Origin of the sequence: Acinetobacter sp. RW6, from assembly GCF_041956835.1 — a bacterium.
GTDB classification, from domain to species: Bacteria; Pseudomonadota; Gammaproteobacteria; order Pseudomonadales; family Moraxellaceae; genus Acinetobacter; species Acinetobacter calcoaceticus.
Window position 1 is genome coordinate 141,971 of the sequence record NZ_CP167121.1, and the last position, 19,591, is coordinate 161,561.

Annotated in this window: 20 protein-coding genes; 9 read left to right on the forward strand and 11 right to left on the reverse strand. The window is 39.2% G+C overall.

Annotated features, from left to right (window positions below; genetic code table 11):
* Nucleotides 1-93: 93 nt before the first annotated feature.
* Nucleotides 94-1,152, forward strand: coding sequence for an outer membrane protein Omp38 (omp38, locus tag ACB088_RS00710; protein WP_375037738.1), 1,059 nt, complete (start codon nucleotides 94-96; stop codon nucleotides 1,150-1,152).
* A gap of 124 nt (nucleotides 1,153-1,276) precedes the next feature.
* Here omp38 and ACB088_RS00715 read toward each other — a convergent pair whose 3' ends face one another.
* From ACB088_RS00715 to ACB088_RS00735, 5 genes are all read right to left on the reverse strand, one after another.
* Nucleotides 1,277-1,435 carry a hypothetical protein gene (locus ACB088_RS00715; RefSeq protein ID WP_005036254.1) on the reverse strand — a complete coding sequence of 53 codons (159 nt, stop codon included), beginning with the start codon at nucleotides 1,433-1,435 and terminating at the stop codon, nucleotides 1,277-1,279.
* 3 nt (nucleotides 1,436-1,438) lie between these two features.
* The gene (locus ACB088_RS00720) at nucleotides 1,439-2,644 is read right to left on the reverse strand and encodes an RtcB family protein (protein WP_375037739.1); all 1,206 of its coding nucleotides are present in this window, start codon (nucleotides 2,642-2,644) and stop codon (nucleotides 1,439-1,441) included.
* Between the two features lie 276 nt (nucleotides 2,645-2,920).
* Nucleotides 2,921-4,381 (reverse strand): amino acid permease, encoded by a 1,461-nt coding sequence (locus ACB088_RS00725; protein WP_375037740.1) that lies wholly within the window; start codon nucleotides 4,379-4,381, stop codon nucleotides 2,921-2,923.
* Between the two features lie 21 nt (nucleotides 4,382-4,402).
* On the reverse strand, nucleotides 4,403-5,416 hold the full coding sequence (locus tag ACB088_RS00730; protein ID WP_375037741.1) for a methyltransferase: 1,014 nt from the start codon (nucleotides 5,414-5,416) through the stop codon (nucleotides 4,403-4,405).
* Nucleotides 5,417-5,479: 63 nt separating this feature from the next.
* Nucleotides 5,480-6,838, reverse strand: coding sequence for a uracil-xanthine permease family protein (locus ACB088_RS00735; RefSeq protein WP_199990765.1), 1,359 nt, complete (start codon nucleotides 6,836-6,838; stop codon nucleotides 5,480-5,482).
* A gap of 177 nt (nucleotides 6,839-7,015) precedes the next feature.
* Between ACB088_RS00735 and typA the strand changes: the two genes are divergently transcribed.
* From typA to ACB088_RS00750, 3 genes are all read left to right on the forward strand, one after another.
* A complete protein-coding gene (typA, locus tag ACB088_RS00740) occupies nucleotides 7,016-8,851 on the forward strand; it encodes a translational GTPase TypA (RefSeq protein WP_375037742.1) in 1,836 nt (611 codons plus the stop codon).
* A gap of 255 nt (nucleotides 8,852-9,106) precedes the next feature.
* The gene (gene mscL / locus ACB088_RS00745) at nucleotides 9,107-9,538 is read left to right on the forward strand and encodes a large conductance mechanosensitive channel protein MscL (protein WP_003655263.1); all 432 of its coding nucleotides are present in this window, start codon (nucleotides 9,107-9,109) and stop codon (nucleotides 9,536-9,538) included.
* Between the two features lie 140 nt (nucleotides 9,539-9,678).
* A complete protein-coding gene (locus tag ACB088_RS00750) occupies nucleotides 9,679-10,032 on the forward strand; it encodes a gamma-glutamylcyclotransferase family protein (protein WP_199990764.1) in 354 nt (117 codons plus the stop codon).
* 10 nt (nucleotides 10,033-10,042) lie between these two features.
* Here the strand turns inward: ACB088_RS00750 and ACB088_RS00755 are convergent, their stop codons facing one another.
* Together ACB088_RS00755 and mutM are read right to left on the reverse strand one after the other, a co-directional pair.
* A complete protein-coding gene (locus ACB088_RS00755; protein ID WP_003655265.1) occupies nucleotides 10,043-10,333 on the reverse strand; it encodes a peptidylprolyl isomerase in 291 nt (96 codons plus the stop codon).
* Nucleotides 10,334-10,351: 18 nt separating this feature from the next.
* Nucleotides 10,352-11,176, reverse strand: a complete 825-nt coding sequence (gene mutM, locus ACB088_RS00760) for a bifunctional DNA-formamidopyrimidine glycosylase/DNA-(apurinic or apyrimidinic site) lyase (protein WP_375037743.1) — start codon at nucleotides 11,174-11,176, stop codon at nucleotides 10,352-10,354.
* A 76-nt stretch (nucleotides 11,177-11,252) separates the two neighbouring features.
* Here mutM and ACB088_RS00765 point away from each other — a divergent pair, with 76 nt between their 5' ends.
* From ACB088_RS00765 to ACB088_RS00780, 4 genes are all read left to right on the forward strand, one after another.
* Nucleotides 11,253-11,819: a DNA-3-methyladenine glycosylase gene (locus tag ACB088_RS00765; RefSeq protein WP_199990763.1), complete on the forward strand. Its 567-nt coding sequence runs from the start codon at nucleotides 11,253-11,255 to the stop codon at nucleotides 11,817-11,819.
* Nucleotides 11,820-11,952: 133 nt separating this feature from the next.
* Nucleotides 11,953-14,130, forward strand: a complete 2,178-nt coding sequence (locus tag ACB088_RS00770; protein WP_375037744.1) for a TonB-dependent receptor family protein — start codon at nucleotides 11,953-11,955, stop codon at nucleotides 14,128-14,130.
* A gap of 9 nt (nucleotides 14,131-14,139) precedes the next feature.
* Nucleotides 14,140-15,249, forward strand: coding sequence for an NADH:flavin oxidoreductase/NADH oxidase (locus tag ACB088_RS00775; RefSeq protein WP_375037745.1), 1,110 nt, complete (start codon nucleotides 14,140-14,142; stop codon nucleotides 15,247-15,249).
* A 56-nt stretch (nucleotides 15,250-15,305) separates the two neighbouring features.
* Complete coding sequence (locus ACB088_RS00780; protein WP_375037746.1) at nucleotides 15,306-16,229, forward strand: AEC family transporter; 924 nt, start codon at nucleotides 15,306-15,308, stop codon at nucleotides 16,227-16,229.
* Between the two features lie 34 nt (nucleotides 16,230-16,263).
* Here the strand turns inward: ACB088_RS00780 and ACB088_RS00785 are convergent, their stop codons facing one another.
* From ACB088_RS00785 to ACB088_RS00800, 4 genes are all read right to left on the reverse strand, one after another.
* The gene (locus ACB088_RS00785) at nucleotides 16,264-17,088 is read right to left on the reverse strand and encodes a tetratricopeptide repeat protein (RefSeq protein ID WP_375037747.1); all 825 of its coding nucleotides are present in this window, start codon (nucleotides 17,086-17,088) and stop codon (nucleotides 16,264-16,266) included.
* A 186-nt stretch (nucleotides 17,089-17,274) separates the two neighbouring features.
* Nucleotides 17,275-17,985, reverse strand: a complete 711-nt coding sequence (locus tag ACB088_RS00790; RefSeq protein ID WP_375037748.1) for a DsbC family protein — start codon at nucleotides 17,983-17,985, stop codon at nucleotides 17,275-17,277.
* A 148-nt stretch (nucleotides 17,986-18,133) separates the two neighbouring features.
* Nucleotides 18,134-18,856, reverse strand: a complete 723-nt coding sequence (locus ACB088_RS00795) for a YgfZ/GcvT domain-containing protein (protein WP_375037749.1) — start codon at nucleotides 18,854-18,856, stop codon at nucleotides 18,134-18,136.
* A gap of 59 nt (nucleotides 18,857-18,915) precedes the next feature.
* Complete coding sequence (locus tag ACB088_RS00800) at nucleotides 18,916-19,032, reverse strand: hypothetical protein (protein ID WP_133747760.1); 117 nt, start codon at nucleotides 19,030-19,032, stop codon at nucleotides 18,916-18,918.
* Nucleotides 19,033-19,070: 38 nt separating this feature from the next.
* Between ACB088_RS00800 and ACB088_RS00805 the strand changes: the two genes are divergently transcribed.
* Nucleotides 19,071-19,523: an SRPBCC family protein gene (locus tag ACB088_RS00805; RefSeq protein ID WP_375037750.1), complete on the forward strand. Its 453-nt coding sequence runs from the start codon at nucleotides 19,071-19,073 to the stop codon at nucleotides 19,521-19,523.
* The last annotated feature ends 68 nt before the right edge of the window (nucleotides 19,524-19,591 follow it).

A 19,591-nucleotide genomic window follows, 5' to 3' on the forward strand; every position in this document is an offset into this window, starting at 1 on the left:
ATAGCTTAAAAATAATACTGGGGTAAAAATATCTCAGGGGCCAATAAATTTAGGCTGAGCTTGAACAACAATTGTTATCTCTGGAGGATATCCATGAAATTGAGTCGTATTGCACTTGCTATGCTTGTCGCTGCTCCATTAGCTGCTGCTAATGCTGGCGTAACTGTTACACCATTATTGCTTGGTTACACTTTCCAAGACAGTCAGCACAACAATGGTGGTGACAAAGGTGAGTTAACTAACGGACCTGAACTACAAGACGATTTATTCGTTGGTGCAGCTCTTGGTATTGAGTTAACACCATGGTTAGGTTTCGAAGCTGAATATAGCCAAGTAAAAGGTGATGTAGACACTAACTACGGTGAATACAAACAAAAACAAATCAACGGTAACTTCTATGTTACTTCTGATTTAATCACTAAAAACTATGATAGCAAAATCAAGCCATACGTATTATTAGGTGCTGGTCACTACAAATATGAATTTGATGATGCTCGTCTAGCTTATCGTGATGGTGAAGAAGGTACTTTAGGTAATGCTGGTTTTGGTGCTTTCTGGCGCTTAAATGATGCTTTATCTCTTCGTACAGAAGCTCGTGGTACTTATAACTTTGACGAAAAATTCTGGAACTATACAGCTCTTGCTGGTTTAAACGTAGTTCTTGGTGGTCACTTGAAGCCTGCTGCTCCTGTAGTAGAAGTTGCTCCAGTTGAACCAACTCCAGTTGCTCCACAACCACAAGAGTTAACTGAAGACCTTAACATGGAACTTCGTGTGTTCTTTGATACTAACAAATCAAACATCAAAGACCAATACAAGCCAGAAATCGCTAAAGTTGCTGAAAAGTTAACTGAATACCCTAACGCTACTGCACGTATCGAAGGCCACACAGATAACACTGGTCCACGTAAGTTAAACGAACGTTTATCTTTAGCTCGTGCTAACTCTGTTAAATCAGCTCTTGTAAACGAATACAACGTTGATGCTTCTCGTTTGTCTACTCAAGGTTTCGCTTGGGATCAACCGATTGCTGACAACAAAACTAAAGAAGGCCGTGCTATGAACCGTCGTGTATTCGCGACAATCACTGGTAGCCGTACTGTAGTTGTTCAACCTGGTCAAGAAGCGGCAGCTCCTGCAGCAGCTCAATAATTTGAGTTCTTGAACAGTAAAAAAGCGACTCGTTAGAGTCGCTTTTTTTATTGCGATTTTTAAAATATTTAATCATTTCTATGTCTCCTTCATAATAATTTCTTTTGTTTACTGTCTAAAATATTTACCAATCGCCTTTTCTCAATTGCTGTTTAGTATCTTGTCTATCTCTACGATGTTGGGCACGAGGTTTTTCCGTTTCATGCATCCCGCCTTTGTGAAGTAAGGGGGAAAGAGCTACTTGATTACGGACTTTGATTTTTGACATTTCTTTAATTTTCATATTTTAACCTTTAATACATAAAACTTGTTTAAGTGTGTGGACAACTTCAATGAGGTCAGCTTGATTTGCCATGACTTCATCAATATCTTTATAAGCACTTGGGATTTCATCGACAACCCCACTGTCTTTACGGCACTCAATACCTTGGGTTTGTTCAATAAGATCTTGCTGGTTAAAAAGGTTTTTTGCCTTGCTTCGACTCATCTTACGACCTGCGCCATGAGAACAAGAACAAAATGACTGAGGGTTTGCTTTACCTCTGACGATATAAGATCTTGCCCCCATTGAACCTGGGATAATGCCTAATTCATCTAAACCAGCACGAATTGAGCCTTTTCTGGTAATCAATAAATTTTCACCAAAATGTGTTTCACGGCTTACATAGTTATGGTGACAATTAATTGCTTCTTTTGTCATTTGAAAAGAGGGTAGAAGAGGGCGAATTGCTTCTAATATTAATCGCATCATTTCTTTGCGATTTTCAAAAGCATATTCTTGAGCCCATTCTACCGCTTCCACATAATCATCGAAACTTTTTGAGCCTTCGGCAAAATAACTCAAATCTTTATCAGGTACATGACCAAAACGATGCTGAGCCTCTTTCTTAGCTAACTCAATAAAATAAGTGCCAATAACGTTACCAAGCCCTCTGCTACCCGAATGCAGCATAATCCATACGTCTTGATTTTCATCAATACAGAGCTCGATAAAGTGGTTGCCGCCACCTAAAGTGCCCAATTGTTTTTGCCATGTCGCATCAAATTGTCGGAGCATCCGAACAAGGCCTGGATGCTTTTTGATAATCGATTCTAAGCTTTTTTCAAGTGGAATAATACTTGAAGCTTTTGCCTTGACCTGTTTATGTAAAGCAAATCCGACGGGTACTTTACGTTCGATTGCATCGCGTAAACGGCTTAAATTATCTGGTAATTGAGAAGCCTTTAGACTTAAACGAATTGCATTCATCCCACAGCCAATATCTACGCCTACAGCAGCAGGAATAATGGCATGTTTAGTCGGAATAACACTGCCTACAGTCGCGCCTTTTCCGACATGAACATCTGGCATAACAGCAATATGTGAGTATATAAATTGCAGTTGAGCCATTTTCTTGAGTTGTTCGATACTTTCACTATCTATATCTTGAGTGAAAATTTTAACGGGGACACCATACAGTGCCTCCTCATTTAATATTTTTTGTATGCCCATAATTTTTCTCTTATTTTTGTCCGAGCAGGCATAAAAAAACCTAGCGAATGCTAGGTTTTAAATTTGAGCATTCGGACAAGTGAAGTGAATTTGTACACTTGTCCGTGAGCTGACATCGTGCCAAATTATTTAGTCTGTTTTACCTTGTACTGTTGGCATGATGCCCTCCTTATTTAAAAGTGCCGTTGAAAATCTGAACGGCATTGTACGCTTTTTAAATCAAAGATCAAGTTTTTGATCTTTGATTAACTTTAAATTACCTATTGAAATCGATTTTTAATCTTGTTCAGGTTTGACGTTCATCTGATCATAAGGGATCAGTTTGGTTTTATTTTTCCACTTATAGCCTAACCAAATAATCAAGAACAATGGCAAGCTAATATAGGTTGAAAGTAGGCCTAACCAGTCAATTTTTCCACCTAAAATGGCTTGATAGTTTTGTCCCAAAATAATGATTGAACATAGGATAAATGCAAACCAAGGGGCAAATGGGAAAAATTTGGCACGGTATGCTAAATCTTCTAGTTTATAGCCTTGAGCAATATAACCTTTGCGGAAACGATAGTGCGAAATAGCAATGCCTAACCAAACAATAAAGCCGCACATACCTGACATATTAAGTAGCCAGTTAAATACTTGCTTTTCACCAATAAAAGTCGTCAAGAAACAAAATGCAGCGATAAATGTTGTGGCATATAGTGCATTCATCGGAACACCACGACCATCAAGTTTTGCAAAACATCTTGGCGCACGACCTTCCTGAGCCATTTTAAACAACATACGGGTTGAAGAGTACATGCCCGAATTGCCTGCAGATAAAATAGCGGTAAGAATGACAGCATTCATTAAACCAGCAGCAAAGGCAAAGCCAACTCTTTCATAGAGTAAGGTAAATGGAGAAAGTGCAATATTTTCAGTAGTAGCTGCTTGTAATAAATTTGGGTCATCATAGGCAATGAGAGTGCCGATAATGAAAATACATAAGATATAAAATAGTAAGATTCGCCAGAAAATCTGTTTGATTGCAAGTGGAATTGTCTTCTTTGGATCTTTTGATTCGCCAGCGGCAACGCCCACCATCTCAGTTCCTTGGAAAGAGAATCCGGCAATCATTGCTACACCAATCATGGCCTGCAAACCACCTACAAAAGGTGCTTCTTTGTAGGTCCAGTTTCCAAAAGCTGCGACACCTGGAGTTAGCATAATCTTAATGATCATGGCTAAACCAATGATAATAAAGGCAATAATAGCGATCACTTTTACCATTGAGAACCAGAATTCGCTTTCGCCGAATCCCTTTACTGTCATGGCATTAATCATAAAGATAACGATAAGGAACAGGGCACTCCAATAGAATCCTGGTATATCAGGGAACCAGAATTTCATAATAAACTGAACTGCAACAAGTTCGAATGCAACCGTAATCGCCCAGTTATACCAGTAGTTCCAACCTAAAGCGAAGCCAAAGCCTTCTTCGACATAACGACTGCCATATGTAAAAAAAGCACCAGAAGTCGGATTGTGGGTTGCAAGCTCACCTAAACTGGTCATTAAAAAGTAAATCATAATGCCAATGAGGGAGTAGGCGAGTAGCGCTCCACCTGGGCCAGCATTTGCAATGGTTGATCCAGAAGCAAGGAAGAGGCCTGTACCAATGGAACCACCAATGGCGATCATATTCAGATGACGAGCCCCGAGCTTACGCTGGAGTTTTTCAGGAGCATGTGTTTCGCTCATGGAGATTCCTTACATAGTTTGTTATGCACAGGCATATAACACCTTAAAGCCTTGAAGGTCAGTTTTAATCTGGCACTGACCAAAGTGCTTCTCAATTAAGATCGGATAGTTTAAAAAACGGTTTGCTACAATCCATAGCTCACCTGATGCCTTTAAATGTTTTTTAGCGTTCCGGCAGAGTCCTTCACTTGCATCATAGTTGGTATGAATACCTTGATGAAAAGGAGGATTACTGACAATGGCATCGAGTTCTGTCGGAGCGTCTGCAATACCTATGACAGGCTGCAATCTCAACTGGTCTGAACCTATTCCATTTCGACTCAAAGTCATTTCCGTTGACCGTAAAGCGAAAGCATCAATATCTAGAGCATGAATAATATTACTTGAATTTATTTTTGCCAAATAGCAACTGATAATTCCAGCACCACACCCGAAGTCGGCAATTCTACCTGATTTCACCTGATTAAGATAAGGGAGTAAAACAGCAGTTCCGACATCTAGGTGATTTTGACTAAAAACACCGGGTAGGGCACAAATCGTAAGCTCTTGTTCATTCACCTGAACAGTATAAGTTTTAAGCCAGCTTTCCAGAGGTTTGATCTTTTCAGTTTTCTCAATCTTTAAATGCCACAGCTGACAGTGGCGGGCACTATCAAGTTTTAGTACTTTGCCGAAGTTTTGTAATTGTTTGGCGGCTCTTTCTACGCCACCCTTTTTTTCACCGACTAAAAAAACAGCTTGATTGGTTTTAAGATGACTCATCACTACATGCAATATGTAATTCAAGAGCTCTTTAGATTTTGGAACAAAAATGATTGCTTGGTCGAATTCTTGTGGTGGAAACTCAACTGAGAAGTACGCTTTTGTTCCACTATTTATAAATCCCTGATAGTCGGCATGGTTCCATGTCCAGACTGACGCATCAGTCCCAGTGGGTAATTGACTGACTAAGGCATCATTCGGTGCATTAATTAACAAGATTCTACCTTTTAAATAGTCTTGCTGTCTTAATACCACTTCACTTCTAGGATCCATGTACATCTCTCATGAAGAAGAATGCCCAGTGGGAGCTGGGCAGTAATCAAAATTAAAAGTTAGTTATTTATGCGTTTCAGGAAGTACAACATTTAAAATTAATGCTGCTATACCACCTGTTGCCACGCCAGAGCTAAAAATATTTTTAAATAATTCTGGAAGGTGCTCTAAAATTTGAGGAACTTGAGCAACACCTAAACCTAATGCAAGTGAGATGGCAATAATTAATAATGCTCGGCGATCAAGATGAACTGAAGACAGAATATTAATACCAGATGCAGCCACTGCACCGAACATGACCATAACAGCGCCACCTAATACCGCTTGAGGAACTGCTTGTATCACACCAGCTACCGCAGGAAATAGACCTAATAAAATCAGTAAAATGGCAATCCAGATACCTACATAGCGGCTAGCAACCCCAGTGAGTTGAATTACACCATTATTTTGAGCGAAAACAGAACTAGGGAAAGTGTTAAATAATCCTGCTAATAAAGAATTTGCACCATTAACTAATACGCCACCTTTAATACGTTGCATCCACACTGGACCATTAACAGGTTGGTTGGAAAGTTTACTAGTTGCTGTCACATCACCAATTGCTTCTAAAGAGGTCACCAAATAAATGAATGCCATTGGAATGAATAATCCCCATGAGAAGCTCAAACCAAAGTGCATTGGTGTTGGAATTTGTACGAGTGGCGCATCTTTAATACCAGAGAAATCTAGATATCCCATAAATCCAGCAAGAATGTAACCACTCACTAAAGCGATTAAAATAGCTGAGCTTTTAATCCAAACCACTCGAATACGATTTAGAACAACAATAATGGCAAGTACGGTACATGACATAATAAGGTTGTCTGCACTTGCAAAAGTATGATCTTGCATGGCTTGGTAGCCACCACCCATACTAATCAAGCCTTCTTTAATAAGCGTTAAGCCAATTAATAAAACAACAATGCCAGTCACCAAAGGCGTAATTAGTCTTTTTACCCATGGAAGAATTTGCGAAACACCCATTTCAATGAAGGAACCTGCAATGACCACACCAAATATTGCAGCCATGACTTGGTTTACAGGTGTTCCTGCGGCAACCATTGCACTACCAATACCAATAATAGGACCAATAAAGTTAAAGCTTGTGCCTTGAACAATAAGAAGACCAGCACCAAATGGACCAACTTTTTTACATTGTAAAAATGTAGCAATGCCCGAAATCACCAAAGACATCGATAAAATCATGTTAGTTTCAGTACGTGAAACACCTAAAGCTAAACAAATTAAAAGGCCGGGTGTAACAATTGGTACAATAATCGCAAGCAAATGCTGGAAAGCTGCTAAAAAAGCGATCAAAGGTTTTGGTCGATCATTTAAACCATAAACAAGGTCTAAATGGTCTTGAGAGTGTTGATTGGACATGGGTGTAGGTCCGCCGCAATTTTGCAAATTGGCGCTATTCTAATCGAGATAACTATCTTTACAAAACGAAATACAGACTATTAGAAATTTTTTTGTCAATGTCAATAAACTGTCACTACTCAAGAGTAGTGTTTTTCTGTATAATTTGCCCTCAAACTTTAGGCGTATCGAATTTACATGTCAGATATTAAAACACTCCGTAACATTGCCATCATTGCGCACGTCGATCATGGTAAAACGACTTTAGTCGACAAACTTTTACAACAATCAGGTGCATTAGGTGATCGCGCGGGTGAAATCGAGCGTGTGATGGATTCAGGTGCAATTGAAAGTGAACGTGGTATTACCATTCTTGCAAAAAACACTGCAATTAAATGGACTGATGCGCGTACAAATACAGAATACCGCATTAACATCGTGGACACCCCAGGACATGCTGACTTCGGTGGTGAAGTTGAACGTGTAATGTCGATGGTTGACTGCGTACTTCTTCTTGTCGATTCTCAAGAAGGTCCAATGCCACAAACTCGTTTTGTGACATCGAAAGCCTTTGCGAGCGGTTTGAAGCCAATCGTGATTATCAACAAAGTAGATAAGCCAAGTGCGCGTCCTGATTGGGTAATTGACCAAGTATTTGATTTGTTTGATAACTTAGGTGGTACTGACGAACAGTTAGACTTCCCAGTTGTTTATGCTTCAGGTCTTCGTGGTGTTGCTGGTCCTTCTCCAGAAGAACTTGCTGACGACATGACTCCATTGTTCCAAACAATTGTAGATATCGTTGAACCACCAGCAGTTGATGTTGATGGTCCATTCCAAATGCAAATCTCTTCACTTGATTATAACAGCTTCGTAGGTGTTATCGGTGTTGGTCGTATTCAGCGTGGTTCAGTTAAATTAAACACACCTGTAACTGTTATCGACAAAGAAGGTAAAACACGTAACGGTCGTATCTTAAAAATCATGGGTTACCATGGTCTAGATCGCGTTGACGTTGAAGAGGCAAATGCTGGTGATATCGTTTGTGTAACAGGTATCGATGCACTTCATATTTCTGACACGATTTGTGATCCGAAAAATGTTGAAGCTTTACCGCCGTTATCTGTAGATGAACCTACTGTTACGATGACTTTCCAAGTAAACAACTCACCGTTTGCGGGTAAAGAAGGTAAATTTGTTACTTCACGTAATATTCGTGAACGTTTAGATCGTGAATTGATTCACAACGTAGCATTACGTGTTGAAGATACTGACAGTCCAGACCGTTTCAAAGTGTCTGGTCGTGGTGAACTTCACCTTTCAGTTCTTATTGAAAACATGCGTCGTGAAGGCTTCGAAATGGGCGTATCACGTCCACAAGTTATTTTGAAAGATGTTGACGGCGAAAAGCAAGAACCATACGAAAACGTAACATTTGACGTTGAAGAACAGCACCAAGGTTCGGTAATGGAACAAATGGGTTACCGTAAAGGTGAAATGACAAATATGGAAGTTGACGGTAAAGGCCGTATCCGTATTGAAGCAACTGTTCCTTCACGTGGCTTAATTGGTTTCCGTTCTGAATTCTTGACCATGACTTCTGGTACAGGGATCATGACATCAAGCTTCTCGCATTACGGTCCAATGAAACAAGGTACTGTTGCGAAACGTCAAAACGGTGTGTTGATTTCTATGGTTCAAGGCGTTTGTTTGGGCTATGCATTATTCACATTGCAAGACCGTGGTCGTCTATTCGCTAAACCTCAGTTAGAAGTTTACGAAGGTATGATCATTGGTATTAACTCTCGTTCAGATGATATGGTTGTTAACCCAACTAAAGCGAAACAGTTAACAAACGTACGTGCATCTGGTACAGATGAAGCGTTAACGTTGACACCAGCTGTTGAATACACGCTTGAACAAGCGCTTGAGTTCATTGAAGATGACGAATTAGTTGAAGTTACTCCAAAGTCAATCCGTATCCGTAAGCGTTACTTGACTGAAAACGAACGTAAACGTAACCGTGATAAATAATTTTTCTTAAATGAAAAAGAAAAAACCGCTAAATTAATTTAGCGGTTTTTTTAATCGTTATATCTGAAATTAAACTAAGCTTAAAATCATATTTTTCTTATCAGAGGATATGTTGTTAAAGTGTGAAATAACTTTCTTTTTTTGATAAAAATATTAAATTATCAATATCATGGCGAGTACTATCTAAATGGATAAGATGCCAATGAAAAAGAAAAATATAACGTGTTTTAACCCCCGACATCTGGAGATGTTTAGATGAGTATTATTCAAGAATTTAAAGAATTTGCCGTGAAAGGCAATATGATGGATTTAGCCATTGGTGTGATTATTGGTGGTGCTTTTGGCAAAATCGTAGACTCTTTAGTAAAAGATATTATCATGCCGCTTATCAGTGTAATTACTGGTGGTGGTGTTGATTTTTCGCAGAAATTCATTGTATTAGGAGCGAATCCTACCAATCTGCAATCTTTAGATGCTTTGCAAAAAGCAGGTATCAATGTTTTAACCTATGGTAATTTCCTCACCATTTTAATCAACTTTATTATTTTGGCTTGGGTTGTGTTCTTAATGGTGAAATTATTAAACAGACTTCGCCGTGATAAGAATGAGCCAGAAGCTCCAGCTGCAACTCCTGAAGATATTCAATTATTACGTGAAATTCGTGATGAGTTGAAAAAGCAAGCTTAACAATATTCTGAATTAATAAAAACGGTACTTAAAGTGCCGTTTTTTATTACTAAGTATTTTATGTTGGACTAAAGATATTGATAAAATTGAAAGGTTACCGATAAGTTCAACTACACATATTGTAAAAGGGGTATAAATAAATGAATCAGCTTTTTGTGTATGGAACCTTATGCCCAAATAAAGCAAATGCTCATATTTTAGAGCAGATTGGCGGTAACTGGATAAAAGCCAGTGTGCGTGGTGTGATTCATATTTTAGATTGGGGACCCGACAAAGGCTTAAAAGCAATTGTTTTGGACGCAAAAGCCGATTGGGTAGAGGGTTATCTGTTTAGCACAGAAAAACTGGCAGAAAACTGGCAGATGCTTGATGATTTTGAAGGTTTTCAATATCAACGTGTCATAGCCGATGTGAAGCTTGAGTCAGGTGAACAGATCAAAGCTTGGACATATCAACTGAATGCACAGGCTCAAGCTTCTGAAAACCACAATTAAAATAATGGAATCAACGTAAGCTACTCATTCTGAATTTAACTTCTAAAAGATGATAACCAAATTGGCTTTTTATTGGTCCTTGTAGTACACGCTCAGCGGCTGTAAATACCACTTTATCAATCACTGGTACCAGCTGTCCTTTTTTGACTTCGCCTAATTCACCACCGCGTTTTGCTGAATTACAAGTTGAATATTGCTTGGCAAGTTTGGCAAAGTCAGCACCACTTTGTAGCTTCTTTTTTAACTGTTCAGCTAAGTCTTTATCTTTGACCAGAATATGTCGGACGATTGCTGTTTGCATTATGACTTCCTCTGAAAATTAGAGCTTATTGGGCTTTTTGAGGGGTTGGCACTCTGGGCAAAATACACTAGCACGTTGTCCGAGTTTCAAGTTTTCTAGTGTGGTTTCACAGTTAACACACATCTGTCCTGCACGTCCATACGCCAAAAGGGTCTGTTGGAAATAACCATTTTCTCCCATGGCATTGCTGTAATCACGTAAGGTCGAACCACCCAAATCAATCGCCGATTTTAAAATCCGTTTGATTTCGATCACCAGTTTCTCGATTTGCTCAAAGCTAAGGTCCGCAGCAGGCTGTGCGGGATGGATCCCGACATTAAATAAACTTTCAGTTGCATAAATATTGCCAACACCAACCACAACATGATTATCCATAACTGCAATTTTTGTGCCGACAGATTTGTTTTTAAGTTTTGAAGCTAAATATTCTGCATTAAAGTCGGTACTTAAAGGCTCGGGCCCTAAAGTATCAATTAATTTCCCTTGTGTTTCAGAGTTTAGCCAGAGAATGCAGCCAAAGCGACGTGGGTCATGATAACGTAACTCATGTTCTTCAAAGCGAATGATGAAGTGATCGTGTTTTCTTAATTCATCATTTGGTTGACACAAGCGGAAGCTGCCTGACATTCCTAAATGCCAAAGCATTTGATCTTGTTCAAATTCTGCCAAGATATATTTAGAACGACGATTTAATCCAATAAGACGTTGTCCAACGAGTTTTTGAACATCATCTGGTATTGCCCAGCGTAAGCTAGGATTGCGTACTTCTACACTTTGAACTTTTTGATTCAATAAGGGAAATAAACTGGTTTTAGTTGTTTCGACTTCGGGTAACTCAGGCATCGCCAACTCGCAGAATTAACAGATATACTGGAATAATCAAGTATATCGTGTGGTATGTAATATTTCAGAGATTACTATGTCAGATATTTTACCATTAAGCTGGTTTCAACGTGAAACTTCACAGGTTGCTCATGATTTAATCGGATGCGTGCTATGTAAGCGACAGCCTGATGGACACGTCATTCGATGTACGATTACCGAAACAGAAGCTTATTTAGGAATTCGAGATAAAGCTTGCCATAGTTACAATGATAAACGCACAGCTCGAACAGATGTAATGTATGGTCATGGTGGTACGATTTACGTCTACTTAATTTACGGCATGTATGAAATGCTCAATCTCATTACCCAGACAGAAGGCATCCCTGAAGGGGTAATGATTCGTTCTGTATTTTTAAGTAATGCTTCAACTAAAAAAGAATATAAGCTTTTAGCTGGACCCGGCAAACTCACACGATATTTAGGCATTGATCGAAGTTTAAAAGGTCAGACTTTAGGTGAAGAATCTGGACTGTGGATTGAATCGGCATCAACGCAGCCTGAAGTGGTGATGACACCACGTATAGGAATTGACTATGCCGAAGAGGCAAAAGATTGGCCTGAACGATATTGCTGGAAAGATCATCCATCTTTAAGTCGTTAATTAAAGTAGGTAGTAAGTTCTTCGATAGTGATTAAGTGTGTTCCAGATTTACAACAATGCAGAGCGAATTCAATATCCAGACAAGACACTGCTTTTTGTTATCATAACTACAATATAAATAAAGGAAATAAGCATGTCCTTATTACGCTTAGACCGACTTCATTACTGTATTTTGATGAGTATGGGCTGTATTTCTAGCCCACTCGTTTGGGCAGATGACTTAGCTCAAGACATTACGGTATTGCCAACTTTACATGTGGAAGCAACGCGTACCGATACAACCTATTTGCAAACACCTGCTTCGGTTTTTAGAGTTGATGCGCCTCAACTCGATACTTCTTCACAAGTAAATTTAACTGAAGTTGTAAAAGGCATACCGAGTTTACAGATTCGTAATCGTGAAAATTATGCACAAGATTTACAGCTCTCCATGCGTGGTTTTGGTGCACGTTCTACTTTTGGTGTTCGAGGTATTCGCCTGTATGTGGATGGTATTCCTGCAACAATGCCAGATGGACAAGGTCAAACGTCTAATATCGATTTAAGTAGTCTGGACCATGTCGAAGTTCTAACAGGACCTTTCTCTTCACTTTATGGAAACTCATCTGGCGGGACGATTTTAACGTCTACTAAAGAAGGGCAAGGTAAAGACTCGATTGAGCTGAGTTATTCGGGCGGAAGTCATGATAAAAGCCGAGCTGGGCTTGTGCTACAAGGTGGGGCAAAGAGTGCGAATGAACCAAGTTATGTTATTAGCTCATCATATTTCGACACTGATGGTTACCGAGAACATAGCGGTGCAGAAAAAGTATTAAATAATGCAAAACTCAGTTGGAATCTTGATGATGGCAGCAAAATTAACTGGGTGACCAACTATGTCAAAATCCATGCAGATGACCCACAGGGTTTAACTCATGACCAGTGGAATGCAAACCCAAAGCAACAGGTTCCATTTTTAAAGCAATTTAATGTCCGTAAAGATATTGAGCAAACTCAAACTGGCGTGACGTGGTCTAAGCCGATTAATGATAAAAATGAACTCTATGCCATGGCATATTTAGGCAATCGTCAGGTGACACAATATCAATCGATTCCAAAAGGTGAAGTAACGCTAAAAGATGGTAAACCTATTTACTCAGGTCAAAAAAGTCCTACACATGCTGGTGGGGTAATTGATTTTGAGCGTAACTATTATGGTGCTGACTTCCGTTGGACGGGTAAAGAACTTTTGCCGAATACGACGATTAGTGCAGGTATTGCACTTGATATGATGGATGAGGACCGCAAAGGTTTTGAAAATTTTAATGTAAATAATGTTTATGGTGTTAAAGGTAATTTACGCCGTGATGAAGACAATACTTTGTGGAATATCGACCCCTATTTACAAGCTTCATGGCAGTTTTTGCCCACATGGCGTTTAGATACGGGGGTGCGTTATAGCAATGTGCACTACAAATCAAAAGATCATTTCACTTCAGGGCCTGATCAGTACGGGACTGTGAACGGTGATGATAGTGGTAAGACTGATTACAATAAAGTTTTGCCTTCTGCTGCTTTAAGCTGGCAAATTTTACCTGAACTTATAGCCTATGTGAGTTATGCCAAAGGCTTTGAAACACCAACATTTACTGAAATGGCATATCGTCCAGATGGTTTGAGTGGCTTTAATTTTGATTTAACAGCATCAACAAGCGATACCTATGAAACAGGCTTAAAGTCACAAAATCATTTAGGTGATTTTACTTTGGCAGTTTTCCAAACTAAAACTAAAGATGACATCGTTTCTGCGGGTAACTCAAATGGCCGTTCAACGTTCCGTAACGCAGATAAAACCTTACGTGAAGGCGTCGAGTTTGCATGGAACAAAAAATTGTGGCGAGATTTAACTGCGACTGCTAGTTATGCCTATTTAGATGCAACCTTTGATGCTGATATTCCAGCCTCAGGAAGTGTTGCTCAAATTTCATCAGGGAATTCCATTCCAGGTATTGCTAAAAATCAGGCTTATGCATCTTTGGCTTGGCAACCTACGCACGGTCTATATGGTGGTGTAGATGTACAGTATATGGATAAAGTATACGTGAATGATACCAATAGTGACGCAGCGCCAAGCTACAGTGTAACCTCAGCTAATGTTGGTTATGCATGGGTAATGGGCGACTGGAAAGTGAATAGCTTTGCCCGTGTTGATAACCTATTTGATAAAAACTATGCAGGTTCAGTCATCGTAAATGATGGGAATGGGCGCTACTTTGAACCCGCTGACGGGCGGAACTGGAGTGCAGGTTTACGTGTAATTAAACAATTCTAGGAATTAAAAATGGCAAAATTATTTGAAACGGTTAACTTTGGTTCACTACAATTGGTCAATAGAATTGTAATTGCCCCAATGTGCCAATATTCGGCAACAGATGACGGTGAAGTGACCTATTGGCATGAACAGCAATGGGCAAATTATGCGTTGTCTGGTGCAGGGCTTTGTATTGTAGAGGCGACTGCTGTGCAAGCTGAGGGACGTATTAGTTATGCGGACCTTGGACTTTGGAATGATCAGCAACGTGACCAAATCAAAACGTTATTGGGTAAGGTTAGAACACTTTCACCCATGCCATTTGGAATTCAGTTAGCACATGCAGGACGTAAGGCTTCTACTGAAAAACCATGGTTAGGGAAAGGGCAAATTGCAAAAGATCAGCCACATGGTTGGCAAACTGTTGCCCCAAGTGAAAGTACCTTTTCCGTTCATGATGCAGCACCGCATGCTTTAACCATTGCTGAGATTAAACAAGTTCAACAAGATTTTGCTGCCGCTGCAAAACGTGCTGTAGAAGCTGGCTTTGAGTTAATTGAAGTTCACGCTGCTCATGGTTACTTGTTACATCAATTCTTATCGCCAATTGCGAATCAGCGTACAGATGAATATGGCGGTTCTTTAGAAAACCGTATGCGCATGACACTTGAGGTTCTTCAGGCGATTAAACTCGCTGTTCCTGCTGGTTATCCAGTGGGAGTTAGATTGTCTGCGACTGATTGGTTGGACGGTGTAGAACACTGGAATATTGAATCTACAGTTGGTTTATCAAAAGCTTTAGAGCAGTTGGGCGCAGCCTATGTGCATGTGTCTAGTGGTGGTTTACACGAACATCAATCCATTAAGATTGGCGCGGGTTATCAAGTTCCTTTTGCTGAACAAGTCAAAAAGCATGTGTCTATTCCAGTCATTGCTGTAGGACTGATTACCGAACCTGAACAAGCAGAAAGTATCCTTACTTCGCATCAGGCCGATGCAATTGGTCTTGCTCGCGCCATGTTATATGACCCAAGATGGCCTTGGCATGCAGCAGCAGCTTTAGGCGCGGAAGTTAAAATAGCACCTCAATATTTACGTTGCCAACCTTACGGGGTAAAACAGCTTTTTAATTCTTTTTAACTGTATCGGGCAAAGTCATCTTTGCCCGTTTTTCTTTAGATGAGTGAGGTCGTTCGGTGGTTTTTCAGGTTATTTTGCCTATCTTGATATTGCTATTGATGGGCTATATTTGTGTCCTCATCAAATTGGTAACGCCTGAACAGATCCGGGCACTTAGTGCATTTGTGATTAAAATTTCTTTACCAGCTTTTTTAATTCATTCTTTAGCAAATAAAAACTTACAGGACATTTGGCACCCCGCTTACTTTCTTGCTTATGGTGGTGGGTCTTTAATTTTATTTTTCTTAGCTTTTATTCTTTATCGAAAATATTTTAAAAATAGTTTAACCCATAGCGCCGTAATCGCGATGGGCGCTTCGATGTCCAATACTGGATTCATGGGAACTGCTATTTTGACTATGTTGATTGGCAATCATGCTGCGATTTATATTTCTTTAACCTTAATCATTGAAAATTTATTGATTGTGGCTCTCATGCTGATTTTGGCCGAAGCTGGCTTACATCAACAACAGAATCTTTTGCCACTTTTAAAACAAACCTTTTTGAATTTACTCAAGAATCCAGTGATTATCGCTATTTTGGTTGGGATGGGATGCATTCTTTTAGATGTTAATCTTCCTACTACTCTTGATCAGTCTTTGGAGTTACTTGGGCGCACGGCATCACCTTTGGCTTTGTTTGCAATTGGGGGAAGCTTAGTTGGGATTGGAATCACCACAGTAAACATGCAAAGTGTTTTGTTGGCGACATTTAAAGTTATCCTGATGCCATCTGTTATTTTTGCACTCTTTTTAATCACTCCAGATGTAAGCCGTGAAATGCTTTACGCTGGAACATTAATCGCTGCTTTACCAATGCCGATTGCTTTTGGAATTTTTGGACAAGCCTATGGCTTAAATGAAAAGGCCTTAACACCTTTAATGATTAGTACAGTTGTTGGTTTTATTGGGGTGAGCGGACTTATCGCTTTGTGGTGGTAAATTAAAAAGCCCCTTGCGGAGCTTAAGTCATTCACTATTTTTTCGGGGCTGGTTGTGCAGGAGCAGTGGCTGGTTGTTTACTTTTTTCTGCAATAATTTTATCAACCGAAGCTAAAGATTCTCTAGCATTGGGAACATTTTGGTTAGCTAACTCAGTAAAAATCTTTTTAGCCTGTGGCAAATTTTGCGGAATGATATTGCCATTGGCCATCATGGTCGCTAAAGCCATAGAAGCTGGTGCATAACCTTTCTGCGCAATTGATTGTAAAGCTTCGATGCCTTGGCGTTTCATGAGTGGGTTTTTATTTTCAACACCTTGGCTAATATCATAAAGCGCTTTGACCTGAATAGCAGGGTAGTTTCCTTTTCGAATTAAAGGCGCTAACTTTTGCAGAGCGATTTGATGTGATTGCGGTTTTTTCTGAGCAAATAAAATCGTAGCAATTTTTACAGTCGCATCATCAGAACCTTGAGCCGATGCTTTTTGAATATATTGACTGAATTTGTTGCTATCTTTGGCAACTCCTAGTTCACCTGTCTCATAAATTTGTGCAAGCGTGTAACTCGCTTGTGCGTAGCCTTTATTAGATGCATCTTCATAATACTTGAGGGCTTTAGAAGAATCTTTTGCTGTGCCTTGCCCCGTTTGAGTCATATAACCTAAGTTATAGATGGCTTGGGCATTACCCGTTTGAGCTAGGCGTTGCATTTCCTGAAATGCAGCTGGGTAATTTTTTGCTGCATAGAGTTGTTCAGCTTGTTTAAAAGCATCTGTTTTAGCAGCAGCGGTAGTATTATCTGCTGCAAAAATTGATGCACTTGAAAAGGTGATTAGGCTTGCGATTAGTAATTTCTTCATTTCTTTTTAACCTTTTACTTCGTAGCTACATCATTCCGTTGATGCATTAAAATAGTTTCAAGTTCTCATCATAAATCTTGAATGCTGAAAGTAAACAGCCGATTTGTATATAAAGCACTGCACTTTGGGCAAATTATGGAGAAAATAATAGCCACTCTGAGAAAACCTTCAGAATGGCTGTTTGTATTATTTTGCTGACTTGAGTAATGCCTCAATTTGTTTAGCATCACTCGGTACACCCGCGATTCTTTGACCATCTTGTAAGAATATAGTAGGTGTTCCATCAATATTTAATTTATTACCTAAAGCTATGTTTTTCTGAATTGGTGTCGAACAGTTTTTGCTGGTCGTAGGTAACTTACGGTTAAGCATATAGTTGGTCCATGCCTCTGCAGGATTTTTTGAACACCAGATTTGATTAGATACTTTTTCGGCGTTCGGATGCAAACTGGTAAGAGGGTAAAGGAAGACATATACCGTTACGTTGTCTACTCCAACCATATTTTGTTCTAAGTGTTGGCAATATGGACAGTCAGGATCGCTAAAGATATAGATCGTACGTTCGCCTTTTCCTTTTACGTATTTAATCGCTTGATTGAGTGGCAAACTTTTAACATCAATCTTACCCAATTCAGCAATTCGTTCATCAGTCATATTTTTTTGTTGTTTGATGTCGACTAAATTACCTACAAAAAAATACTTGGCTTCTTGATTGGTATAGACAATACGACCGCTTGTATACACTTCATAAATGCCTTGTACTGGAGATTGGTAAACACCTTTTACAGGCAAATCTGGATAATTGGTCTTAAGATTTTGTTCAAGTGTTTTAACATCAGCATGAGCAGAACCGAAAATAGCCAAACTCAACATGAGTGTAGCAAGTTTAGTTTTCATCTTTTTTCTCTTTAATTTCAACAGGGTTAATGATGGCATATAAAACTTAAAAAATTGACGTTCTAATTTAACGAGTTCATTAGTATTTTGTATCTATAAAAAAGCCCACAAGTGTAGAGGTGGGCTTTTTAATCAAACAAATAATGAGTTATTGTGGTCTGGCAACATCACCGCTTAAAGCTTCAGGTAAATCTAGAACTTGAAGTCCTAGCTCTTCTAGAGCAGCAGGTTTAGCTACGACTAAAGCAAGATAGCCCTCATCATTTGCAACACTATTGACGACTTCAATATCGTTATGGAGTTGAGCTTTCGCCGCAGGTGCTTCACCTGTACCTTGTACGAGATGTAACCAGTGTTTTGGTTTTGCTTTAAACCAAAGGCGCGCCACAATTTCTTGACCTAGGTAACAGCCCTTATCGTAATTAACGCCTTCGCGTTGGTGCAAACGCAATTCCTGTGGTTGAAAGTCGTGTTCTGTTGCCTGTGTAATCCAAGCTTGACCAGAAAGAATGGCTTGTCTCTGCCATTCAGAGATATCTGTTTCTACAGTAGAAAACTCAGTTTGATGACCGACAACTTTTGGAAAAACAGAACTTTGTTCACTCAAGCTCATTTTCGAAAAAGCACCAAATTTTTTAATATGTTTGGCAAACTCTTCTGCTTGATCTTGAGCAACTACAATTTCAAAACTTTCAGCATTAATCTTTTTTAGCCACAAGCCAAAGTGAATACGACCTTTAAGATCACAGATGGCTGTATAGCGTGTTTCATTTTCAGCTAAACGTTCAGTATCTACAGTAACTTGGCCTTGTAAAAACTTTTGTGCATCTACACCGTTTAAAGTATATGAAGAGAAAGCGAGCAGACTCATGATTAATCTCAAATTCAATATGTTTCTTTATGATTGCTGACTATTTTGCTCCATTTTCACTAAAAAATCAGCCATAGTTTTCGTAATTTGATTTTGCGTAAAACATAACTTTTTTGTTTAATAAAACACCAAAAATATACGTTCAGATAAATCTGAAGGTTTAAGCTAATAAACATAATTTCGATAATTTAAAGGAAATTAAAATAAGGAGAATATGATGGCAACAGGAACAGTGAAATTTCATCGCGTGTTTAAAGCACCAGCCGAGCGAGTTTATCGTGCATTTTTAGATCCAGATGCTTTAGTAAAGTGGTTACCACCTCATGGTTTTACCGCAAAGGTCCATAGTTTTGATGCAAATGTTGGTGGCTCATATAAAATGAGTTTTACCAATTTTTCGACAGGTTCAACACATGCTTTTGGTGGAACCTATGTTGAATTAGTTCCAAATGAATTAATTCGCTATAACGACCAATTTGATGACCCTAATTTACCCGGTACGATGCAGGTCACCATTACATTAAAAACAGTATTGGTAGGTACGGAAGTACATATTACTCAAGAAGGAATACCTGAAGTTATTCCTGCGGAAGCGTGCTATTTGGGATGGCAAGAATCCTTATCTTTACTAACTTTGTTGATAGAAGCAGATATTCCTGATCAGTAAACCTTCTCAAATTTTAATTCAATATTTAAAAAGTGAGTGGAGCTAAATCTACTCACTTTTCTTTTATC